The 21,186-nt window shown below is 66.5% G+C and carries 17 protein-coding genes; 9 read left to right on the forward strand and 8 right to left on the reverse strand.

Going from position 1 to position 21,186, the window contains the following annotated elements; all coding sequences use genetic code 11:
* The coding region (locus QN347_RS14875) for a TonB-dependent receptor (protein WP_323494105.1) at nucleotides 1-3,082 on the reverse strand (3,082 nt) is incomplete at its 3' end.
* A gap of 366 nt (nucleotides 3,083-3,448) precedes the next feature.
* On the opposite strand from QN347_RS14875, the gene QN347_RS14880 reads away from it, so the two are divergent.
* The 3 genes from QN347_RS14880 (at nucleotide 3,449) to QN347_RS14890 (ending at nucleotide 8,307) form a co-directional block, all read left to right on the forward strand.
* The gene (locus tag QN347_RS14880) at nucleotides 3,449-4,459 is read left to right on the forward strand and encodes a LacI family DNA-binding transcriptional regulator (RefSeq protein WP_189676320.1); all 1,011 of its coding nucleotides are present in this window, start codon (nucleotides 3,449-3,451) and stop codon (nucleotides 4,457-4,459) included.
* Nucleotides 4,459-5,712: an MFS transporter gene (locus QN347_RS14885; RefSeq protein WP_322161977.1), complete on the forward strand. Its 1,254-nt coding sequence runs from the start codon at nucleotides 4,459-4,461 to the stop codon at nucleotides 5,710-5,712. Before QN347_RS14880 ends, QN347_RS14885 begins: the two co-directional genes overlap by 1 nt.
* Before the next feature lie 93 nt (nucleotides 5,713-5,805).
* On the forward strand, nucleotides 5,806-8,307 hold the full coding sequence (locus tag QN347_RS14890; protein ID WP_322161979.1) for an exo 1,3/1,4-beta-D-glucan glucohydrolase: 2,502 nt from the start codon (nucleotides 5,806-5,808) through the stop codon (nucleotides 8,305-8,307).
* 10 nt (nucleotides 8,308-8,317) lie between these two features.
* On the opposite strand, the gene QN347_RS14895 is transcribed toward QN347_RS14890, so the two are convergent.
* Nucleotides 8,318-9,376, reverse strand: coding sequence for a LacI family DNA-binding transcriptional regulator (locus QN347_RS14895; protein ID WP_322161980.1), 1,059 nt, complete (start codon nucleotides 9,374-9,376; stop codon nucleotides 8,318-8,320).
* 149 nt (nucleotides 9,377-9,525) lie between these two features.
* On the opposite strand from QN347_RS14895, the gene QN347_RS14900 reads away from it, so the two are divergent.
* Together QN347_RS14900 and QN347_RS14905 are read left to right on the forward strand one after the other, a co-directional pair.
* Nucleotides 9,526-10,977 (forward strand): ATP-binding protein, encoded by a 1,452-nt coding sequence (locus tag QN347_RS14900; protein WP_189676316.1) that lies wholly within the window; start codon nucleotides 9,526-9,528, stop codon nucleotides 10,975-10,977.
* Between the two features lie 62 nt (nucleotides 10,978-11,039).
* Nucleotides 11,040-11,777 (forward strand): hypothetical protein, encoded by a 738-nt coding sequence (locus QN347_RS14905; RefSeq protein ID WP_322161982.1) that lies wholly within the window; start codon nucleotides 11,040-11,042, stop codon nucleotides 11,775-11,777.
* Here QN347_RS14905 and QN347_RS14910 read toward each other — a convergent pair.
* The 3 genes from QN347_RS14910 to QN347_RS14920 are packed head-to-tail and all read right to left on the reverse strand — an operon-like array spanning nucleotide 11,767 to nucleotide 14,191.
* Nucleotides 11,767-12,198: an acyl-CoA thioesterase gene (locus QN347_RS14910; RefSeq protein ID WP_133191529.1), complete on the reverse strand. Its 432-nt coding sequence runs from the start codon at nucleotides 12,196-12,198 to the stop codon at nucleotides 11,767-11,769. The two genes, QN347_RS14905 and QN347_RS14910, sit on opposite strands and share 11 nt — an antisense overlap.
* On the reverse strand, nucleotides 12,198-12,974 hold the full coding sequence (locus tag QN347_RS14915) for a sulfite exporter TauE/SafE family protein (protein WP_133191530.1): 777 nt from the start codon (nucleotides 12,972-12,974) through the stop codon (nucleotides 12,198-12,200). Before QN347_RS14915 ends, QN347_RS14910 begins: the two co-directional genes overlap by 1 nt.
* Before the next feature lie 11 nt (nucleotides 12,975-12,985).
* On the reverse strand, nucleotides 12,986-14,191 hold the full coding sequence (locus QN347_RS14920) for an LL-diaminopimelate aminotransferase (protein WP_322161985.1): 1,206 nt from the start codon (nucleotides 14,189-14,191) through the stop codon (nucleotides 12,986-12,988).
* Between the two features lie 153 nt (nucleotides 14,192-14,344).
* Here QN347_RS14920 and QN347_RS14925 point away from each other — a divergent pair, with 153 nt between their 5' ends.
* The 3 genes from QN347_RS14925 to clpS all read left to right on the forward strand — a co-directional run bounded on the left by QN347_RS14925 (nucleotide 14,345) and on the right by clpS (nucleotide 17,469).
* Entirely contained in the window at nucleotides 14,345-16,078 is a 1,734-nt protein-coding gene (locus QN347_RS14925) for a class I poly(R)-hydroxyalkanoic acid synthase (protein WP_322161987.1), read from the forward strand.
* 125 nt (nucleotides 16,079-16,203) lie between these two features.
* Nucleotides 16,204-17,004 carry a phasin family protein gene (locus tag QN347_RS14930; protein WP_322161988.1) on the forward strand — a complete coding sequence of 267 codons (801 nt, stop codon included), beginning with the start codon at nucleotides 16,204-16,206 and terminating at the stop codon, nucleotides 17,002-17,004.
* 129 nt (nucleotides 17,005-17,133) lie between these two features.
* On the forward strand, nucleotides 17,134-17,469 hold the full coding sequence (gene clpS / locus QN347_RS14935) for an ATP-dependent Clp protease adapter ClpS (protein ID WP_133192162.1): 336 nt from the start codon (nucleotides 17,134-17,136) through the stop codon (nucleotides 17,467-17,469).
* A gap of 13 nt (nucleotides 17,470-17,482) precedes the next feature.
* On the opposite strand, the gene QN347_RS14940 is transcribed toward clpS, so the two are convergent.
* On the reverse strand, nucleotides 17,483-18,178 hold the full coding sequence (locus QN347_RS14940; protein WP_133192163.1) for a Crp/Fnr family transcriptional regulator: 696 nt from the start codon (nucleotides 18,176-18,178) through the stop codon (nucleotides 17,483-17,485).
* 183 nt (nucleotides 18,179-18,361) lie between these two features.
* On the opposite strand from QN347_RS14940, the gene murA reads away from it, so the two are divergent.
* The gene (gene murA, locus QN347_RS14945) at nucleotides 18,362-19,645 is read left to right on the forward strand and encodes a UDP-N-acetylglucosamine 1-carboxyvinyltransferase (protein ID WP_322161990.1); all 1,284 of its coding nucleotides are present in this window, start codon (nucleotides 18,362-18,364) and stop codon (nucleotides 19,643-19,645) included.
* A 9-nt stretch (nucleotides 19,646-19,654) separates the two neighbouring features.
* On the opposite strand, the gene QN347_RS14950 is transcribed toward murA, so the two are convergent.
* Together QN347_RS14950 and QN347_RS14955 are read right to left on the reverse strand one after the other, a co-directional pair.
* Nucleotides 19,655-20,674 carry an adenosine deaminase gene (locus tag QN347_RS14950; protein ID WP_322161992.1) on the reverse strand — a complete coding sequence of 340 codons (1,020 nt, stop codon included), beginning with the start codon at nucleotides 20,672-20,674 and terminating at the stop codon, nucleotides 19,655-19,657.
* Between the two features lie 39 nt (nucleotides 20,675-20,713).
* Nucleotides 20,714-21,115 (reverse strand): DUF2147 domain-containing protein, encoded by a 402-nt coding sequence (locus QN347_RS14955; RefSeq protein ID WP_323494106.1) that lies wholly within the window; start codon nucleotides 21,113-21,115, stop codon nucleotides 20,714-20,716.
* Nucleotides 21,116-21,186 lie beyond the last annotated feature (71 nt).

The following is a 21,186-nucleotide window of genomic DNA, read 5'->3' on the forward strand; positions in this document are numbered from 1 at the left end:
CTCGCAGGAGGCAGTCCATTCCAGACCATCCTCGGTGCCGTCTCTGCCTTTTGGTGTAGACCGGGTTCTTGTAGCTGTCGCGATTGAGCGACGAGAGGAACTTGTCGCGCCAATTGTAGCTCAGCCGCGCCGAAATACCGTTCTTGTCATAGATCAGCGTGGCGTTTGCGGTGTTCGACAGCCCGGTCAGCGCGAACTGGTCGATGTTCGGATCGCCGCCATTGTTGAAGCCGACATCGCCCTTCACATAGGTAAAGCTCGCCGAGACGCCGATGCCGGTGCGCCCGAAGAAATACTGGCCGGCGATCTCGAAGCCGTAGATCTCGGCGTCCTTGTTGTTGATCGGGCGCGAGATCGTGAAGTTGTAGAGCGGATCCGCCGCGGTGCCGTTGATGTCGACCGCCGAGAGGATCTGGTTGACGAACGCCTGGTCGACCGTCTTGGTCACTGCGCTGTAATGCGCGTTGAACTGGCTTGCCGCGGCCGCGGCACCGTCGCGTTGGAGCAGCGCCGAGTAGGTGAACAGGTTGACGTCGCTGATATCGGCGCCGAGCGCGCTGAGCGCGGCCTTTGCCGCCCCCGACGTCGTCCCCGCAGCACCCGAACTTGGGTCGCGCAGGCCGAACAGGCTGCCGTTCGACAGGCCGGTGCCGATGAAATTGTGCACGCGCTTGTCGAAGAAGCCCGCCGAGACATAGCTGTCGGGCTTGAAGTAATATTCGAACGACAGATCGATATTGTCCGAAATCAGCGGCGCCAGGTTGGTGTTGCCGGTGTTGGCGGTGGCGACGCCGCCGATCGCCGTCGGCCGCCCTGGCGCGAACACGCTCGTCGAGGAGAAGAGGTTGTCGTAATTCGGGCGTGCGATCGTCCGGCTCGCCGAGAAGCGACCGATCAAGTTGCGCTTGAGTTCGACCTGGAAATCGAACGATGGCAGGATGTTGTCGTACGATCCGATCGCCACCAGCGGTTGCGGGGTCGATCCGACGGTGATCGTGAAGTCGTTGTCGGCGACCCAGGCGATCTGCGTCGGCACGGCCTGGAGCGAGGTCGCGACGTCCTTGGTGTGTTCGTAGCGGCCGCCTGCGACGAGGCTTGCTTCGTGACCGGCAATGTCGCCCTTCCAGGTGACTTGCGCATAACCCGCGTAGATCGTTTCCTTGACCGAATTGTTCTGGTTGGCGGTGATCGAGATCGCGTTGCCCGTCTTGGCATAGGCCGGCGACAGCGCATTGTAGAGCTTCAGTGTATCGCCGCGGAACGCGATCAGGTTCGCGCCGCTCGCCTTGGGGTCATAGCTGCTGAACTTGCACAGCAGGCAGAATTGCTGGAGCACGCCCGGCGCAAGCTTCTGGACGTCGCCAGGGAAATTGACGCTCCAATTGCCCAGCGTCTGCTGCGTCGACACGAGCTGCTGGTTGGTGTCGCTGTCGCGGTACAGGCCGCCAAAGTCGAACCGGCTCCCGCCGCCCAGATCCCAGCCGAGGTCGGCGCGGAGTTCCTTGACCTTCTGCTTCTGGCTGGTCGAGTAGGTGCGCGCGATCGACGAGCCGACGTCGTTGACGTCGAGGATGCCGTTATGGTTGCCGCCGGGGAGCGTGGAATCGTTGACGACGATGTCCTGCACCGGGATCAGCCCGCTATAATCGACCGAATGCGCGGAGATGACTGTCGCGCCGAGACCGACCAGGGTCGAGCTCGTGCCGTTGGGGTTGTCCGGCAACACCGACGATTTGCCATAATGCCCGTCGATCGACAGCGTCAGATTGGGGGCGATGTCCCATTTGGCGTTGAGGCCGTAATCCTCGAGCTGGTTCTTCTGCGCGCGCGCCTGCTGCTCGAAGCCGGTGTCCTTCACGCCGGCGATCGTTTCGTGGAGATAGGTCGTCGTCGCGACGGCCTTGTTGCTGTCGAAGGTGACGACGTCGAACGGGCGGTTGAACCAGTTCGATTCATCCGAGCGCTGCTCGCTCTGCAGCGTGCGCGCGTAGAGCGCATCGGCGGTGATCGTCAGCGAGTCGGTCGGCTTGAACTGGACGATCGCCTGGCCGTTGAGCCGCTCATACTTGTTGTCGGAGAAGTGATAGCGGCTGTCGTTCGGCACCGAGACCAATTGCTTGGGATCGGCCGGCTTGTTGTTGATCTTGGTGGTGGCGTTGACGAAGCCGTTGCCCGGATCGAGGAATTCGGACAGCGTCTTGATGTTCCACGCGTTCGACGTTGCCGACACCGTCGAGAAATGGCGTTGCTGATAGCTGCCGAACAGCGAGATGCCGAAGGTCTGGTCGGGGTTCGACCAGCTGGCGAGTCCGGTGACTTCGGGTGTCACCACCGACCCGCAATCGACGCAGTCGCTCGCGCTGGTGTCATAGTTGAGCTTGCCGCCGAGGCTGCCGTTGAAGCCCGACGTCCGCGAATCGAGCGGGCGGCGCGTGACGACGTTGATCGTCGCGCCGATCCCGCCCGAGGGGACTGCGGCGCGGCCGGTCTTGTAGACTTCGAGCGTCTTGACGCCTTCCGAAGCGAGGTTCGAGAAATCGAACGAGCGCGTCACGCCAACCGCGCCATCGGCGCTTTCGTCGCCGCCGACGGTCTGGACGTACGACGAGGCGAGCGTGCGGCCGTTCAAGGTGACGAGGTTGAAGCTCGGGCCGAAGCCGCGGACGGTGACTTGCGCGCCCTGGCCGTTGACGCGGTCGATCGACACGCCGGTGATGCGCTGGAGCGATTCGGCGAGGTTCGTGTCGGGGAACTTGCCGATATCCTCGGCCGAGATCGCATCGACGATGCCCGTCGAATTGCGCTTGATCGAAATCGAACGTTCGAGCGAGGCGCGCACGCCGGTCACGACGATGTCGTCGGGGTTCGTGGTGGGGTTCGCCGCTTCGGGCACTGCATTGGTCGCGGTGGCGCCCTTTTCGGGAGCGAGCGTGCCTGGCGCTGTATCGGCCTGTGGCGTGCCTTGTTGCGCGGCAACGGGTGCTGCCTGCGCCTGCGCGGTCTGTGGAAGTGCGAGTCCGGCGGCGAGCGCGATGAGCGAAGCCGACCACACTTGGGCCGACGCGTGATGATAGGCCTTCATGGACCCCTCCCTGCTGTGTGCGGCCTTATCTGGCCGCTCCGATGACATGCCGACCCCCTGCTGAACCGGCTGGGATAGCGCTATCCTTTTGTCCTACGTTGTCAAGATGAATCTCCGGGTCGCACCGGCGGGGACGGGGAGGCGCGCATCGCCAATATCGTGTGCAGATGCGAGAAAAACATACATCTTAAAGCAGATTATGGTCTGTCGAGCGCTTTCGCGCCTCGACCCAAATGTGGGCGACCGGGCAGCCTTCCCCTTTTGTCGCTAGGGATCCCGTGCGCTTTCTTCTGTCAACGCAGTCATACCCTCTAGCGTGAGGGCGGGCGATCTGGTCTATTCCGCGCTCCTCTGGATCGGGATGGCATGAAGCGAACAACGATTGTCGACGTAGGGCGGCTCGCCGGTGTGTCGGCCAAGACGGTATCGCGCGTGCTCAATGGCGAGCCGCATGTCAGCGCGGACGTTCAGCAGCGCGTCCGCGCGGCCGCCGACACGCTCGATTACCACCCCAATGTCTTCGCCCAGGCGCTGGTGCGGCGCAAATCGAACATGATCGGGCTGGTGTATGAGAACCCCAGCCCAAGCTATGTCGTTGAATTGCAACGCGGTGTGCTCGAGCGGCTGACCAACGAGCGCTATCGGCTGGTGGTGATCCCGATCCGCTCGGTCCAGGAAAATGCGAGCGAAGTCGTGGGTCTGCTGCGTTCGGCCGCGCTCGACGGGGTGGTGCTGGCGCCGCCGGCGTCGGACCATCCGCTGATCCTCAAGCAGTTGCACGAAGCGCGGATCTTCTGCGCGCGGATCGCGCCGACGCGGATGATCGACGCCGCACCAAGCAATCTGGTCGACGATGTCGCCGCCGCGCGCGAGATCGCGGCGTATGTCATCGGCCTTGGCCACCGCGACATCGCCATCATTCGCGGAGATGCGACGCATCCGTCGAGCGAGGCGCGGATGCTCGGCTATACCCAGGCGTTCCACCAGGCGGGGCTCGAACTCAAGTTCGACCGGATCGAGCCTGGCCTGTTCACCTTCGACAGCGGGCTCGCCGCGGCGCGCCACATCCTCGCGCGGCCCGATCGGCCGACCGCGATCCTGTCGCAGAATGACGACATGGCGGTCGGCGCGATGATGGCGGCGCGCGAGTTCGGGCTGTCGATCCCGGGCGATCTGTCGGTCGTCGGGTTCGACGATTCGGAAGTCTCGCGGATCACCTGGCCGCGGCTGACGACGGTGCGCCAGCCGGTGTTCGAGATGGCGGTCGCCGCGACCGAGATGGTGATCGCCCAGCTCGAGGATCGTGCGCCGATCGCGCGGATCCTCCACCCGCATACGCTGATGATCCGCGAATCCGCCGCAACCCCGCGCGCCTGATGCTGCGCCGTTTCGAAGCGTGGTTTTATGGCGTCGGCGATCTCGGCTTCAACTTCGTGTGGCAGTCGATCGAGCTGTATCTGCTGTTCTACTATATCCGTGGGCTCGGCATCGCGCCTGCGGTCGCCTCGGCGATCTTCCTGGCGGGGGCGGCGGTCGACTGGCTGACCGATCCGCTGATCGGTGCGGTGGCAGATCGGCTGGCACCACGGATCCCGTTGCGCGCCTGGGTGTCGATCGGCGGTCCGCTCTCGGTGCTGTTGCTGTGCCTGGCCTTCGCGCCGCCGCCAGTGCCTGCGCCGTGGGTGCCGGGCTATGCGCTCGTCACCTATCTCGCGCTGCGCTTCGCCTATGGCCTCGGCAACATCCCCTACGGCGCGCTTACCGCGCGGCTTTCGCCCGATCCTGCCGATCATCTCAAGCTGACCGGCGCGCGGATGCAGGGCGCGGCGCTCGGCGGGCTGATCGCTGCGTTGACCTATGCGCTGCTCCCGGCGGACCGCAGCGGCGGCGCCGATTTCCGGCTCGGCGCACTGATCCTTGCCGGGCTCGCGATGCCGGCTTTCTTCGCGACGAGCTTTGGCACGACCGAACGCGTCGTGCCGCGCGCTGCGCCACCGCGGCGGCTTGGCGGTGCGGTCGCGGCGATGGTGGCGCTGCTCGTCCGGTCGGCGGCGTTGCGGCGGTTGATCGTCACGATCCTGCTCGTCGGCCTGACGATGACGCTGATCAACAAGTCGCTGCTGTTCCTGTTCGATCAGATCGGCGCGCGGCGGCTCGGTTATTACGTCGCGCTCGTCCCCGCGCTGTCGCTGTTGCTGACCGCGCCGTTATGGTCGCGGCTCGCGCTGCGCGCCGGGCAAGTCGCCACGTTACGGATTGCGGCGGTCGCGCTGATAGTGGCGGTCGTGCTGCTGCTCGTCGGTCGCGGAGTCGCGCCCGATCTGGTGTGCATCACGCTGGCGATCATCGCGGGGCAGGGGATGTCGGTGATGTTCTGGTCGCTCGTGCCCGCGACCGTCGCGGCGTGCGAGCGGGCCGATACCGATGGCGGCTATGCGGTGCGCGTCTATGCGATGGCGACGATCGCGCGCAAACTGGCGCAAGCGCTTGCCCCGCAAGCGATTGCAATCGCGCTGTATCTGCCCAATGGCGCGCTGCTCGTGGCGATCACCGGGGTCGCGCTGCTGACGGTGCTCGCGGTGGTCTTCTATCCGCCAGTCGGGCCGGAAAACGAGCGCACACCGGCTTGACAGCGCAATGTCAACGTTGTCAATGCGATCCGGCCAAGTGCCGCGCGCCGACGACGCGTGCGCCATCGAATTTGAAGCGGAGCTGGAGGGGATATGAGACGCGAATTTGCCTGGGGCACCGCGCTCGGTGCGTGCCTCGCTGCGAGCGCGGCGATCGCTGCGCCGACTGCGGCAGACCCGGTCGTGCATCCCGCCGTGTGGCCGAGCGTCGCCTGGCCGGTCGCGCCGATCGCCGCCGATGAAGCGCGGATCGCGACGCTGCTTTCGCACATGAGCGTCGAGGAAAAGGTCGGGCAGATCCTCCAGCCCGATATCGACAGCATCACCCCCGATGAAGTCCGCCGCTATCATATCGGCTCGGTGCTCAACGGCGGCAATTCGGGGCCCAACAAGGACGATTTCGCGCCGGCGCCGAAATGGCTCGAACTCGCCGACCAATTCTATGCCGCTTCGGTCGATCGTTCGGCGGGCGGGCACGGCATCCCCATCCTGTGGGGCACCGACGCGGTCCACGGCCACAGCAACATCGTCGGAGCGACGCTGTTTCCGCAGAATATCGGGCTCGGCGCGACGCGCGATCCTGCGCTGATCGAGCGGATCGGCGCCGCGACTGCGGTCGAGATCCGCACGACGGGGCAGGAATGGACCTTCGCCCCGACGATCACCGTGCCGCAGGATTATCGCTGGGGGCGCGCCTATGAGGGCTATTCGTCGAACCCCGATCTCGTTGCGAGCTATGCCGGGCGGATGATCGTCGGCTTGCAGGGCCGGCCCGACGGCAGCCGGATCCTCGCCGGCCCGCACGTGCTGGCGAGCACCAAGCATTTCATCGCCGATGGCGGGACCTTCGAAGGCCACGACCAGGGCGATGCGCGGATCAGCGAGACCGAGCTGCGCGACGTCCACGGCAAGCCCTATGTCCCCGCGCTCGAAGCCGGTGTCGGCACCGTGATGACGAGCTTTTCGAGCTGGCAGGGGCAGAAGATCGGCGGCAGCAAGGGGCTCGTCACCGATGTGCTCAAGGGCCGGATGAATTTCGGCGGCTTCGTCGTCACCGACTGGAACGCGCACGCGCAGATTGCGGGGTGCAGCCTCGACAATTGCCCGCAGGCGATCAACGCCGGGGTCGACATGTACATGGCGCCCGACAGCTGGCGCGGGCTCTACGCCTCGCTGCTCGCGCAAGCGAAGGACGGCACGGTGCCGATGGCGCGGCTCGACGATGCCGTCGCGCGGATCCTGCGCGTGAAATTGCGGCTCGGGCTGTTCGAGGCGGGCAAGCCCTCGTCGCGCGCACTCGCCGGCGACTGGCGCCAGCTCGGCGCGCCCGCGCACCGTGCGATCGCGCGCGAGGCAGTCGCCAAGTCGCTCGTGCTGCTCAAGAATACCGGCGTGCTCCCGCTCAAGCCGTCCGCTAACATCCTCGTCGCGGGTGACGGCGCCGACGACATCGCGCGGCAATCGGGCGGCTGGACGCTCAGCTGGCAGGGCACTGGGCTCAGCAACGCGATGTTCCCCGGCGCGACGACGCTGTGGGGCGGGATCGCCGCTGCGGTCAAGGCTGGCGGCGGGCAGGCCGAACTCGCACCCGACGGAAAGTATACGCGCAAGCCCGACGCTGCGATCGTGGTGTTTGGCGAGACGCCCTATGCCGAGTTCCAGGGCGACATAAAGTCGCTCCAGCTGCGCCCCGAATTGCGTGCGCCGCTGGCGACGATGCAGCGCCTCAAGGCGGCGGGGATCCCGGTCGTGGCGGTGATGCTCACCGGGCGGCCGCTGTTCGTCAATCCGATGCTCAATGCGGCCGACGGCTTCGTCGTCGCGTGGCTCCCGGGGAGCGAAGGGGCAGGGGTCGCCGACCGGCTGTTCGCGGCGTCGGGCACCGCCGCGCCGTTCACGGGCAAGCTCCCTGCCGACTGGCCGCTGACCGCCAAGCCCGGCGGCCCCAAGCTCTATTCGTTCGGCTATGGCTTGACCGGGCGCGAGCCGCGCGCCGCGTGGAAGCCGCTGTCCGAGGATGCCGGCGTGGTCGACCCGGGCACCGACGGCGTCTTTCTCAAGGCCGGCGTGGCGACGCCGGGCTGGTCGCTGCGCGTCGGCGATGCGACGGCCATGACCGCGATCACGAGCGTCCCCGCCCAAGCACTGGCGGGACGGATCAAGGTCACCGCGATCGATTACGGCGTGCAGGAAGGCGCACGACACTTCTCGCTCGCCGGGGGTGGACCGCAAGCGATCGAACTGCGCAGCTCCGACCCCATCGACCTGTCGCGCGAAAGCAATGGCGACGTGATGCTGCTCGCGACCATGCGGCTCGACGCCCCGCAGGGCAGCGATCTCACGCTCGGGGTGACCTGCGGGGCGGGCTGCGGCGGGTCACGCCCGCTTTCGGCGGGCATGCTGCCGGTCGGGAAATGGCGCGTCGTCGGCATCCCGCTCAAATGCTTTGCCGCTACCAACGGGCGCACGGGTGGTGCCGACGTCAAGCGGATCGACGCGCCGTTCGTGCTGCGCACCAGCCAGACGCTCGAGATCAGCCTTGCGCGCGTGTCGCTCGGCATGGTCGCCGACGACGTGCTGGCGTGTCAGCCGTGATCCGCGCGCCTCACGCGGCGCGCGGCGGCGCGTCCGATTCGCGGCGAATCAGCGTATAGGCGATCCGGACGTGCGGCTCGGCAATCTCGCCCGGCGCCGTGCTTCGGTCGAGCCGCAGCGCCTCGACGAGCAATTCGACCGCCATCCGCGCCATGTCGGTGACGGGCTGGCGGATCGTGGTGAGTTCGGGCCAGATCGTCGTCGCGAGCGCCGAATCGTCGAAGCCGACGACGGCGAGATCGCGCGGGACATCGAGCCCACGGCGATGCGCGACCGCGATCGCGGCAGCGGCCATGTCGTCGTTCGCCGCGAAGATCGCGCTCGGCGGCTCGGGCAGGTCGAGCAGCCGTTCGGCCGCTTCCAACCCCGAGCGATAGGTGAACAGCCCGTCGGCAATGAGCGCGTCGATAACGGGCAGATCGAGATCGGCGAGTGCCGCGCGATAGCCTTCGAGCCGCTCGGCGCTCGCGGTCTGGTTGGGCGCGCCGGTGATGAAGCCGATCCGGCGGTGGCCGAGATCGCCGAGATGCCGCGTCATGTCATAGGCCGCGCGGCGATCGTCGATGCTGACCGACAGCGCCCAGCCCGGCGCACGCCCGGTCGAAATCGCCACCACCGGGATGCCGCGTTCGTGCAACGCCTCGAGCACCAGCGCCGAATCGCACAGCGGCGGCGGCAGGATGATGCCGTCGATCCGTCCGCGCGTGAGATGCTCGATCGCCGCGATCTCGGTGCCGGTCTCGCATTTCTCGATCAGGATCTGGACCGTCTGGCGGCTCGCTTGGTCGAGACAGCCGATCAGGAACTCGCTGAAATAGAAGAAGCTCGGATTGGTGTGGAGCACGCCGATCCGCACATCCTCGCCGCCCGCGAGCATCCGCGCGGCGGCGTTGGGCGCATAATTGAGCGCGGCGATCGCTGCCTCGACGCGTTCGCGCGTTGCCGGGCGCACGCTGGCCTTGTCGTTGATCACACGTGACACCGTCATCGGCGAAACGCCGGCACGCGCCGCGACGTCACTGACCGTCGGGACATTGTGCTGGCGGCGTGAGCTGCGGGGTTCCTTCATGCGCGTCCTTTCGGAGCCGACCCTATGGCGGAGCGATGGCATGCGGCAAGTCGCAGTTACAGGTGGGCATTTACACGAGGGGGTGCAAAGCGCCTGTGCGATGTCGATGGCGCTTGCCCCCACCCCGTGCAATCGGGCATGCGCTCCCGATGACGTTTCAGGTCGATATGGGCCTCGACGCGGGCGGCGCTTCCGTTCCGATCGATCTCGAAGAATTGCTGGCGACGCGGTTGCTCGTGCAGGGCAATTCGGGCTCGGGAAAGTCGCATCTGCTGCGCCGGCTGCTCGAACGCAGCGCGGGGCAAGTGCAACAGATCATCATCGATCCCGAAGGCGACTTCGTCACGCTCGGCGAGAAATACGGCCATATCGCGATCGCCGCCGCTGACTATTCGGTCGCCGAGGTCGCGCGCTTCGGCCAGCGGATCCGCGAACATCGCACCTCGGTCGTGCTCGATCTCGAGGGGCTCGAGATGGAGGGGCAGATGCGCTGTGCTGCGGCGTTTCTCGGCGCGCTGTTCGATGCGCCGCGCGAGCATTGGTATCCAGCGCTCGTCGTGGTCGACGAGGCGCAGGTATTCGCACCTTCGATGGGCGCCGAGGTGACCGAAGAGGTCCGCCGCGCGTCGCTCGGCGCGATGACCAATTTGATGTGCCGCGGGCGCAAGCGGGGCTTGGCCGGAATCATCGCGACGCAGCGCCTCGCCAAGCTCGCCAAGAACGTCGCCGCGGAAGCGTCGAACTTCCTGATGGGGCGCACCTTCCTCGACATCGACATGGCGCGCGCGGCCGATCTGCTCGGGATGGAGCGGCGCCAGGCCGAGCAGATCCGCGATCTGCCGCGCGGCACCTTCCTTGCGCTCGGGCCAGCGGTGTGTCGCCGGCCGATCGCGATCAAGGTCGGTTCGGTCGAGACCGGGTCGCGCGGCGGCGGCCCGGTGCTGACGCCGCTGCCGCAGCCGCAAGCGAGCGATATGCGGCAATTCCTTTTCGCCGAGATGGAGGAGCCGGTGCGCCCACCGCCGCCCCCGCCGCGCGCGGCTCCGGCCGAATATGTGCTCGACCAGATCGAGACGGTGCCGACGTCCGAGCCGGCGCGCGATGTTCCCAAGCGCGACCCCGAGGAACTCGCGCGCGTCGTGACCGACGTGCTGCGCGCGATCGTCGAGGATCGCGATTCGAGCACGCGTCCGGCCGCCGTGCTCTACCAGGATTTCCAGGTGCGCTGCCGCATGGTCGGCGTGCATCCGGCACCGCTGTCGTCTTCGGGCTTTTCGCGCCGGCTCGCCGCGGCACGCGCGGGGATCTTCGACGGGCTCGACGGCGACTGGGCCGAGGCGATCGCGATCGCGCATGATCTGCCCGACGAGATGCTCGGCTGCTTCCTGCTGATCGCGCGGGCTGCGCGCGAGGGGCTGCCCGCACCGACCGACGAGGAGATCGCGCATACCTATGGCACGAGCTCGCTCGGCCGTGCGCGGCGCGTGATCGGCTATATCGAGGGGCGTAACCTGCTGGTGACGCGGGTCGATCTGTCGGGCAAGCGGTCGCTGACGATCCCCGCGCTTGGCTGGACGACCGCGGCAGCCGACGCCGCATGACAAAGCGTTCAGGTCGCGCGCCAGCGGTTGCAGTGCGGGACGGCGCGGCCTAGGGGCGCTCGATGGCATCCGCCTCCTATCAGTCCACGTCGGATCGCCGCCGCGTTCGCGGGATCGTGCTCGCACTCGTGGTCGAGGCGCTGGTCGGGTTGCTGCTGCTCCAGCTTGGCACCGGCGTTTTCACCAAGGTCGAGAAGCAGCCCAAGCTCACCACCTTCGACGTTCGGCCGATCGGCCCGCCGCTCGAGAAGACCGCATCGAAGACCAAGGTCAAGCAGCAGCAGAAGAAGGTCGTGACGACCGCGTCGGCCGCACCGCCGCCGCCGACCGTCCCGCCAATGCCCAAGGCGCCGCTTCCGTCCAAGCTGATCCAGCTCAGCCCGCAGGATTTCGCCGCGTCGGATATCGGCAAGATCTCCTCGGCCAAGGGCGAGGGCAGCGGCGAGGGCACGGGCAAGGACAGCGTCGCGGCGTACGGCCCGGGGCAGGGGCCGGGCGGCGGATCGCTCTACAATGCCGAATGGTATCGCGAGCCGAGCGATGCCGAGCTCAAGCCCTATATGCAGGAATATATGAAGGGCGACGGCGGCTGGGCGATGATCGCGTGCAAGACCGCGCCCGATTATCATGTCGAGAATTGCCGCTCGCTCGACGAATCGCCGCCTGGCGGTGGTCTCGCGCGCGCGCTGCGGCTCGCGGCGTGGCAGTTCCGGGTGCGGCCGCCGCGCGTCAACGGCAAGCCGGTCATCGGCGCATGGGTGCGGATCCGCTTCGACTTGATCTCGGGCTTCAAGAAGTAGCGGGCAGCGCCTCGAGATAGGCGCGCACGTCGGCGGCGATCGGCTGCGCCGCGCCGGTCGGCAAATGGACGTTGACGATCGTCATGTCGATCGTCGTGTGGAGCGCCCCCGTCTCGGCATGGCAGAGCTCGAAGCGCTGCGTCAGGCTCGACGAGCCGATCCGCGCGATCCGCACGAACGCCTCGATCGTGTCGCCCCACACGAACGGCTTCAGGTAATCGATCGCGGTATGGCGAACGTGGAATTCGGTGTGCGTCCACGCCTCGCCGAGCGCCGCGCCGATCCCGGTCCAGTCCCAGTAATCGGTCGCCGCGACATCGGCATATTCGAGGTAGCGCGAGTTGAAGACGACCTTCTGGCCGTCGATCTCGGCATAGCGGACCTTGAAGCGGGTCGAGAAGGCAAAGTCGGGACGGGTCATCAGAACAGCAACTTCAGGCCGACCGCGGCAAGCACCGCGGCGAGGATGGGGGTGAGGAAGCGATCCGACACGCGGCTCGCGACCAGGCTACCGACGATGATCCCGGGGATCGAGCCGATCAGCAGCGAGACGAGCAGCGCGCCGTCGACCGACCCGAGGATCCAATGCCCGATCCCGCCGAGCAGCGTCAACGGCACGGCGTGTGCGATGTCCGAGCCGACGAGCCGGTTGACCGGCATCAGCGGGTAGAGGATCAGCAGCGCGGTCATGCCGAGCGCGCCGGCGCCGACCGACGTCAGCGAAACGAGCACGCCGAGCACCGCGCCGAGCAGCACCGTCAGCCGCGCGAGCCGCCGCGGCCGTACCGCGCCGAGTCTCCGGCTAAGCGCGGCGACGATCCGCGCGCGGAAGATCGTCGCCAGACCCGACACCAGCAGCGTGATGCCGAGCGCGACCGAGATCGCGTGGCCCGTCTTGGCCGATTGCTCGCCGGCATAATGCAGGATCACGAGCGTGAGCAACGCGGCGGGGACGCTCCCCGTCGCGAGGCGGCGCACGACGGTCCAGTCGACCGTCCCGCGCCAGCCATGCACCGTGGTGCCGACGGTCTTGGTCGCCGAGGCATAGAGCAGATCGGTGCCGACCGCGGTCGCCGGGTGGAAACCGAAGGCGAGCACGAGCAGCGGCGTCATCAGCGAGCCGCCGCCGACGCCGGTCAGCCCGACGACCAGGCCGACGAGCACGCCGGCCATCGAATACAACAGATTGATATGCATCGGCGTAGGCGTCAGCCGGTCTTTGTGGGGGTGTTGACGCCCATCGACAGCAGATATTTCTTCACGTTCCGCGCGGCCTGGCGCAGCCGCTGCTCGTTCTCGACCATCGCGATGCGCACGAAACCTTCTCCATTCTCGCCATAGCCCACCCCTGGGGCAACCGCGACGCGTGCGTGAGTCAGCAATTGTTTGGAGAACTCAAGGCTACCTAAGTGCGCGAGCGCCGGCGGGAGCGGCGCCCAGGCGAACATCGACGCGCGCGGCGAGGGGATATCCCACCCGGCGCGGCCGAAGCTGTCGACGAGCACGTCGCGGCGCTTGTGATAGAGCTCGCGATTTGTCGCGACGATGTCCTGCGGGCCGTTGAGCGCGGCGCACGCCGCGGCCTGGATCGGAGTGAAGGCACCGTAATCGAGATACGATTTCACGCGGCTCATCGCCGCGATCAGCGTCTTGTTGCCGACCGCGAAGCCGATCCGCCAGCCCGCCATCGAATAGGTCTTGCTGAGCGAAGTGAATTCGATCGCGATATCCTTGGCGCCGGGCACTTGCAGGATCGAGGGCGTCGGCTTGCCGTCATAATACAACTCGGAATAGGCAAGGTCGGAGATGATCCAGACCTTGTTCTCCTTCGCCCAGGCGACGAGCCGCTCGTAGAAAGCGAGGTCGACGGCTTCGGCCGTCGGGTTCGACGGATAATTGACGACCAGGATCGACGGACGCGGGACGGTGAAGGCCATCGCGCGCTCGAGCGAATCGAAATAGGCGTCGTCGGGCGTCGTCGGCACCGCGCGGATCGTGGCGCCTGCAATGATGAAGCCGAAGGTGTGGATCGGGTAGGACGGGTTGGGCGCGAGCACGACGTCGCCGGGCGCGGTGATCGCCGTCGCGAGGCTGGCGAGGCCTTCCTTCGACCCCATCGTCACGACGACTTCGGTGTCGGGATCGACATCGACGCCGAAGCGGCGGCCGTAATAGTTCGCTTGCGCCTTGCGCAGCCCGGGAATGCCCTTCGACTGCGAATAGCCGTGCGCGTCGGGTTTGCGCGCGACTTCGATCAGCTTTTCGATGACATGCGGCGGCGGCGGCAAATCGGGATTGCCCATGCCGAGATCGATGATGTCCTCGCCGCTCGCACGCGCTTCCGCTCGCATCGCGTTGACTTCCGCGATGATGTACGGGGGCAGGCGCTTGATGCGGTAGAAATCGTCGGACATTGCGGAATTCCGGTTCGAGGAGACATTTCCTTACGCGTACACCTTACGGTCTCGCGCGCGCTTCGTCACCCGGCTTTGCGCCCAAGGGTGTTAGCGGGGTTGCTGGCAGGGCGGATCGGGCTAAGGTCGGATGCGTCAAGCGTAGAGGATGCCATGGCCGACACACCCCCTCCCGCCATGCCGAGCCTGGCGGATCTGCAGCATTGGACCTGGCTGTTGGGCCGCGCGCAGCAGATGATGATCGAGCAGGGGTTCGATGCGATGCGCGCAAGCGACTCCGGCCTGCCCGCGATCCCCGGCCTGACCGATCCCGAGACGCTCGCGCGGACGCGCGATTTCTGGAGCGAGAGCCTGACGCTGTGGCAGCGGCTGTTGGTCCCCGGGCAGGCCGAGCCGGTCGCCGAAACACCCGCACAGGCGCGCGACAAGCGTTTCAAGGATCCGCGCTGGCGCGAGAACCCGCTGTTCGACTGGATCCGGCAGAGCTATTTCCTTTTTTCGGACCAGATGCTCGCGCAAGTCGAGGCGGTGCAGGGCGTCGACGACAAGCAGCGCGAGCAAATGCGCTTTGCCGCGCGCGGCTTCCTCGATGCGGTCAGCCCGTCGAACTTCCCCGCGACCAATCCCGAAGTGCTCGAGAAGACGCTCGAGACCGGCGGGCAGAATCTGCTCAAGGGCTTGCAGAACATGCTCGCCGATCTCGCCAAGGGGCAAGTGACGCATACCGATGCGAGTGCGTTCGAGGTCGGCCGCAATCTCGCGGTGACGCCGGGCAAGGTCGTCCACCGCACCGATCTCTACGAGTTGATCCAATATACGCCGACGACCGAAAGCGTGCTGTCGACGCCGCTGGTGATCTTCCCGCCGTGGATCAACCGCTTCTACATCCTCGACCTGACCCCCGAGAAGAGCTTCATCCGCTGGGCGGTCGAGCAAGGCATCACCGTCTTCCTCGTCTCGTGGCGCTCGGCCGATGCGAGCATGAAGGACGTGGCGTGGGACAATTATATCGCCGCGCAGATCGAGGCGATCGACTTGATCCGCACCGGGCTCGACGTACCCGCGGTGCACACGATCGGCTATTGCGTCGCGGGCACGACGCTTGCGGCGACGCTGGCGATCCTCGCGGCGCGCGGCGAGGCGGACAAGGTCAGCACCGCGACCTTCTTCACCGCGCAAGTCGATTTCACCAAGGCGGGCGAGCTGCTCCACTTCGTCGCCGACGATCAGATCGCCTTGCTCAAGACGCTGACCCCCGACGGGTTTCTCGACGGGCGCTACATGGCGTCGGTGTTCAACCAGCTGCGCGGGCGCGACCTGATCTGGAATTACGTCACCAACAATTATCTGCTCGGCAAGGACTATGCGCCGTTCGACCTGCTCCACTGGAACGGCGATACGACCAACCTGCCGGCGGGCTGGCACATGCGCTATCTGCTCGATCTGTACCGCGACAATCTCCTCGCCAAGCCGGGCGCGCTGAGCGCGCTCGGCGTGCCGATCGATCTCGGGCGAGTCGAGACGCCCGCTTATATCCAGGCGGGGCGCGAGGACCATATCGCGCCGGCCGACAGCGTGTGGGCGCTGACCGAGCATTTCCGCGGCGAGCGCAAGTTCGTGCTGGCGGGATCGGGGCATATCGCGGGCGTGGTGAACCCGCCGAGTGCGGGAAAATACCAATATTGGCTCAATCCCGCGCCTGTCACCACCTTGGCGGACTTCATCGCGGGTGCTGTCGAGACCAAGGGCAGCTGGTGGCCCGACTGGCTCGGCTGGCTGCGCGATCACGGTGCCGACAGCGTCGCCGCGACGGGCGCACGTCAGCCGGGCGGGGGCGGTCTGCCGGTGCTCGACGATGCGCCGGGACGCTACGTCCGGGCGCGCTGATCGATGCGGTGAAGCGCCTGCGAAGGCAAGTCGTTACGCTTATGTTGCAGTGCAACATTTCGCTTGTTCGTGGCGTGTTTCCGGCGTATATTGCGGCGCAGCAATAGAGCAGGAGTAATCCCGTCATGGCCAGCAACGACCCGAAGTCCCCCGCGACCCCGCCCTCGATCGCATCGATCGCCGCTGCGGTTGCTGCGCCGTCCGACTCGGTTCCCGCCGCTCTTGCCGCTGCAAAGCCTGTCGCGAAGAAGCGCGCCGCCGCTGCACCCAAGCCAGCATCGGTGACCACCGCGCCTGCAGCCGTGGCTTCGCCAGTCGAGCCGGTTGCGCCGGTTGCGCCAGTCGCGCCCGTTGCAGCACCCGAGCCGGTGATCGAGGCGCTCGCGCCCGCCTTGCCGGTGTCTGCCCCCATTACCACGCCAGCCCCAACCCCCGTCGTCGCAGCTGCGGCGGCCGTCGCTCAGAAGGAAGCCAAGATCATGGAAACCGTACAGTCCGCCGCTGACACCACCCAGGCCCGTGCGCAGGCGATGTTCGCCGACGTCAACGATCGCACCAAGACCGCAATGGAAAAGGGTTCGAAGATGATCGAAGAGATGAACGAATTCTCGAAGGGCAACATCGAGGCGCTCGTCGAATCGTCGAAGATCGCCGCCAAGGGCATCGAGACGATGGGCCAGGAAGCCGCCGAATATGGCCGCAAGCAGCTCGAGAGCGCGACGGCTGCGATGAAGACGCTGTCGAGCGTCAAGTCGCCGACCGACTTCCTCAAGCTCCACAGCGACTTCATGCGCAGCGCGTTCGACGCGATGGTCGCCGAAACCTCGAAGAACACCGAATCGATGCTCAAGCTCGCCGGTGAGATCGCCCAGCCGATCTCGAACCGCGTCGCGCTGGCAGCCGAGAAGATCAAGGTCGCCGCATAACCACGCGCGATCTTTCGATAAGTGGGGGCGGTCCGGCGACGGGCCGCCCTTTTCGTATCCGAGCCCCTTGCCCTTCCCCCCGGCAATGCCATATTTTGGCGACACATGATCGACAGCACCCGAATCTCGATGGCGGAACGCCGTGACGATGGCACCGATGACGGGGACGGCACCGGCGCCGGGGTCGCAACCCGTACGCGTTCCAAGACCAAGGAGCCCACGCCGTACCGCGTGCTGCTGCTCAACGACGATTACACGCCGATGGAATTCGTCGTGCTCGTGCTGCAGCGCTATTTCCGCATGGACATGGAAGCCGCGACGCGCGTGATGCTCCACGTCCATCAAAAGGGCGTCGGGGTCTGCGGCACCTTCAGCTACGAAGTCGCCGAGACCAAGGTGACGCAAGTGATGGACTTTGCGCGGCAGAACCAGCATCCGCTGCAATGCACGCTCGAAAAGGCCTGAGCGCGGCGCCGCCTCAGTTCGCGGGCGGCAACCAATCGAGATTGAGCTTGGCGTACCGGTCGATGTAATTCGCGGTGCGCAGCATCGCGCGCTCGTCGAGAAAGCTGATCCGCCCGCTTTCGCGCGCGATCAGCGCTTCCTCCTCGAGCTGGCGCAGCATGCGATTGACATGGACCGCGGTGAGCCCGGTCGCGTCGCCAATCTCTTCCTGCGTCAAGCCGAGCACGAAGCTGGCCGTGCCGTCGACCTCGGTCTGCATGCGGTTGCGCATCTCGATCAGGATCGCCGCGACACGCGCCTTCGCCGATGTCCGGCCGAGCGCTGCCAGCCGGTCGGTCAGCGCTGCGCGCTCGATCTGGTTATAGACCATGATCAGCGCGGCGAGCCGCGGATGCTCGGTATACAGCGCGGCGAAGGCCGATCGCTCGAACGGGGCGACGATACACTCGGAGACCGCGGTGATCGTCTCGGGCGCCTCGCGATAGATCATGCTCGCGGTCGCCAGCATGTCGCCGGGAAAATGGAAGCGCAAAATCTGCCGGCTGCCATCGTCGAGCAGCACCGAGCTCATCATCGTCCCCTTGCGCAGGATATAGACGTCGCCGGTACGATCGCGCTCGCGGTGCAGCGTCATCCCACGGCGGACTGGCCGCTCACGCTCCTCCAACCGTGCCAGCGCGAGCCGTTCGTTTTCGCTTAACACGACCATCCCGGTCAAACGGTCGGCGAAGTAACTTCCTGGCACGCGCGAAAAATCCCCCTTGATTAGGTGCACAAAGCAGCGCGCAAGAAACAATGCATTAAAATCGATCAACCGGTCGAGACGCGTGTTTCACCTTTATAACACGGTGTAACCTGCTTGCGCCTTTCAGGCGAGGCGATAAACGAGGGCATGGACCGTATTCTCATTCGTGGCGGCAACCGCCTTTCTGGCCGCATTCCCATTTCCGGGGCGAAAAACGCCGCGTTGACGCTGATGCCGTGCGCATTGCTGACCGAAGAGCCGGTCACGCTGCGCAACTTGCCGCGGCTCGCCGATGTCGACAGTTTCGGGCATCTGCTCAACCAGCTTGGCTGCTCGACCCGGATCGAGGGCGCGCGCCCCGAGGATTTCGGCCGCGTCATGACGATCCGCGCGGGCAAGCTCACCGCGACCGAGGCGCCGTACGACATCGTGCGGAAAATGCGCGCGTCGATCCTCGTGCTGGGCCCGTTGATCGGCCGCGCGGGCGAGGCGACGGTGTCGCTGCCGGGCGGCTGCGCGATCGGCAATCGCCCGATCGACTTGCATCTCAAGGCGCTCGAGGCGATCGGCGCGCAGCTCGAGATGGCGGCGGGCTACGTCAAGGCGATCGCGCCGGGCGGGCGGCTGTCGGGCGGCATCTACACTTTCCCGATCGTCTCGGTCGGCGCGACCGAGAATGTCGTGATGGCGGCGGTGCTCGCCAAGGGTGGCAGCCGGATCGAGAATGCCGCGCGCGAGCCCGAGATCGTCGACCTGTGCAACCTGCTCGTCGCGATGGGCGCGAAGATCAACGGGATCGGCACCGAGACGCTCGAGATCGAGGGCGTCGACCGGCTCCACGGCGCGACCTATCGCGTGATGCCCGACCGGATCGAGGCGGGTAGCTATGCGTGTGCCGCCGCGATCACCGGGGGTTCGGTCGAACTCGTCGGCATCAAGATGGACGACATGCGCGCGACGACCGCCGCGCTGATCGACGCGGGCGTCACGCTCGAGGAGCGCGGCGACAATCTGCTCGTCTCGGCCTCGGGCGGGATCAAGCCGCTCACGCTGTCGACCGCGCCGTTCCCGGGCTTCGCGACCGACATGCAAGCGCAGTTCATGGCGATGCTGTGCATGGCCGACGGCGCGAGCGTACTGACCGAGACGATCTTCGAGAATCGCTACATGCACGTGCCCGAGCTCGCGCGGATGGGCGCGAGCATCGAAGTCCACGGCCGCACCGCGGTGGTCCGCGGCGTGGCCAAGCTGACCGGTGCGCAAGTGATGGCGACCGATCTGCGCGCGTCGATGAGCTTGATCATCGCCGGGCTCGTGGCGGACGGCGAGACGCAGGTCAGCCGCGTCTATCACCTCGACCGCGGCTATGAGCGGCTCGAGGAGAAACTGAGCGCAGTCGGCGCCGACATCGAGCGTGTCGGCGACGGCTGAGCGCGGCGCCTATGCGGCGGGCGCCTGCGCGACATAGGCGTCGAGCCGGGCGAGATGCGCGGTGACGGCAGCGTCGGGCAGGAACGAGCCGAGGAAGCTGTTGCGCGCAAGCGTGACGAGATCGTCGCGGCCAAGGCCGCGTGCCGCCGCGATCGCGCGGTAATTGTCCGCGATATACCCGCCGAAATAGGCCGGATCGTCCGAATTGACCGTCGCGCGAAGCCCCTCGCGCAGCATTCGGTCGATCGGATGCGCGGTCATGTCGTCGACGACGCACAGCTTGAGGTTCGACAGCGGGCACACCGTCAGCGTCATGCCGCTGCGCGCGAGCCGCGTGACGAGCAGCGGATCCTCGAGGCTGCGATTGCCGTGGTCGAGCCGGTCGACGCCGAGCAGGTCGAGCGCTTGATAGACGTACTCGGGCGGACCTTCCTCGCCGGCATGCGCGACGAGCTTGAGCCCCAGCGCGCGCGCCTGCGCGAAGACGCGCGCGAATTTCTCGGGCGGGTGGCCGAGCTCGGACGAATCGAGGCCGACCGCGCCGATCCGGTCGACCCACGGCCGTGCCGCATCGAGCGTCGCGATCGCGTCGGCTTCGTCGAGATGGCGCAGGAACGACAGGATCAGCTGCACCGACATGCCGTGCTTGGCCTTGGCTTCGTCGATCGCCGAGAGCAGGCCGGTGATCACCGTCTCGAACGCGACGCCGCGCGCGGTGTGCGTTTGCGGGTCGAACATGATCTCGGCATGGACGACGCCGTCGGCGGCGGCGCGATCGAAATAGGCGGCGGCGAGATCGTGGAAATCCTGCGCCTCGCGCAGCACGTCGGCACCGGCATAATAAATGTCGAGAAAATCCTGCAGCCGCGAGAAATTGTAGGCCGCGCGGACATCCTCGACGCTGGCGAACGGGATCGCGATGCCGTTGCGCTTGGCGAGTGCGAACATCAGTTCGGGCTCGAGGCTGCCCTCGATATGGAGGTGGAGTTCGGCCTTGGGCAGGCCGGCGATGAAGTCGGAATCAATCATCCCGCCGTCATCGCCCGATCACGGCTGCGCGGCAAGCGTTCAGCGCGTCCGCGTCCAAGTCTGGCGCTTGCAGCCGAAGCCGGCGAGCAGGCAGCCTTCGCCGACGAGCGTGTCGGGTCCGGTCTGCTCGATCGTCCCCGTGACGGTCTGGCCGATGTCGGGGATCAGCACGCTACCGTTCCACAGCCCGCGGCGCTGCTCGACAAAATCGCTAAACAGCATCGTGCCGACCAGCGGCCCGCCACCACCGCGCTCGGCATCCGATTGCGCCTTGGGGCTCGCCCAGACGATCTTGCCGCACATCGCGTGGCCGCACTTCTGGAACACGACGCGGACCGACTTTTGCGGGTTGGTCCATATGCCCGTCGGCGTGCCGGTCGGCGGCGCGGCGAGCACCGCTTCGGGGAGCAAGGCCAGCATCGCTGCGGCCAGCGTCATCATCATCGGTCGCATCGCGCACCTTTCACAAGCGGGGTCTGCGGCGCTGTAGCGCCTGTCTCTTATACACATCT

The sequence above is a fragment of the Sphingomonas sp. 10B4 genome, assembly GCF_035019905.1.
Classification (GTDB): domain Bacteria; phylum Pseudomonadota; class Alphaproteobacteria; order Sphingomonadales; family Sphingomonadaceae; genus Sphingomonas; species Sphingomonas glacialis.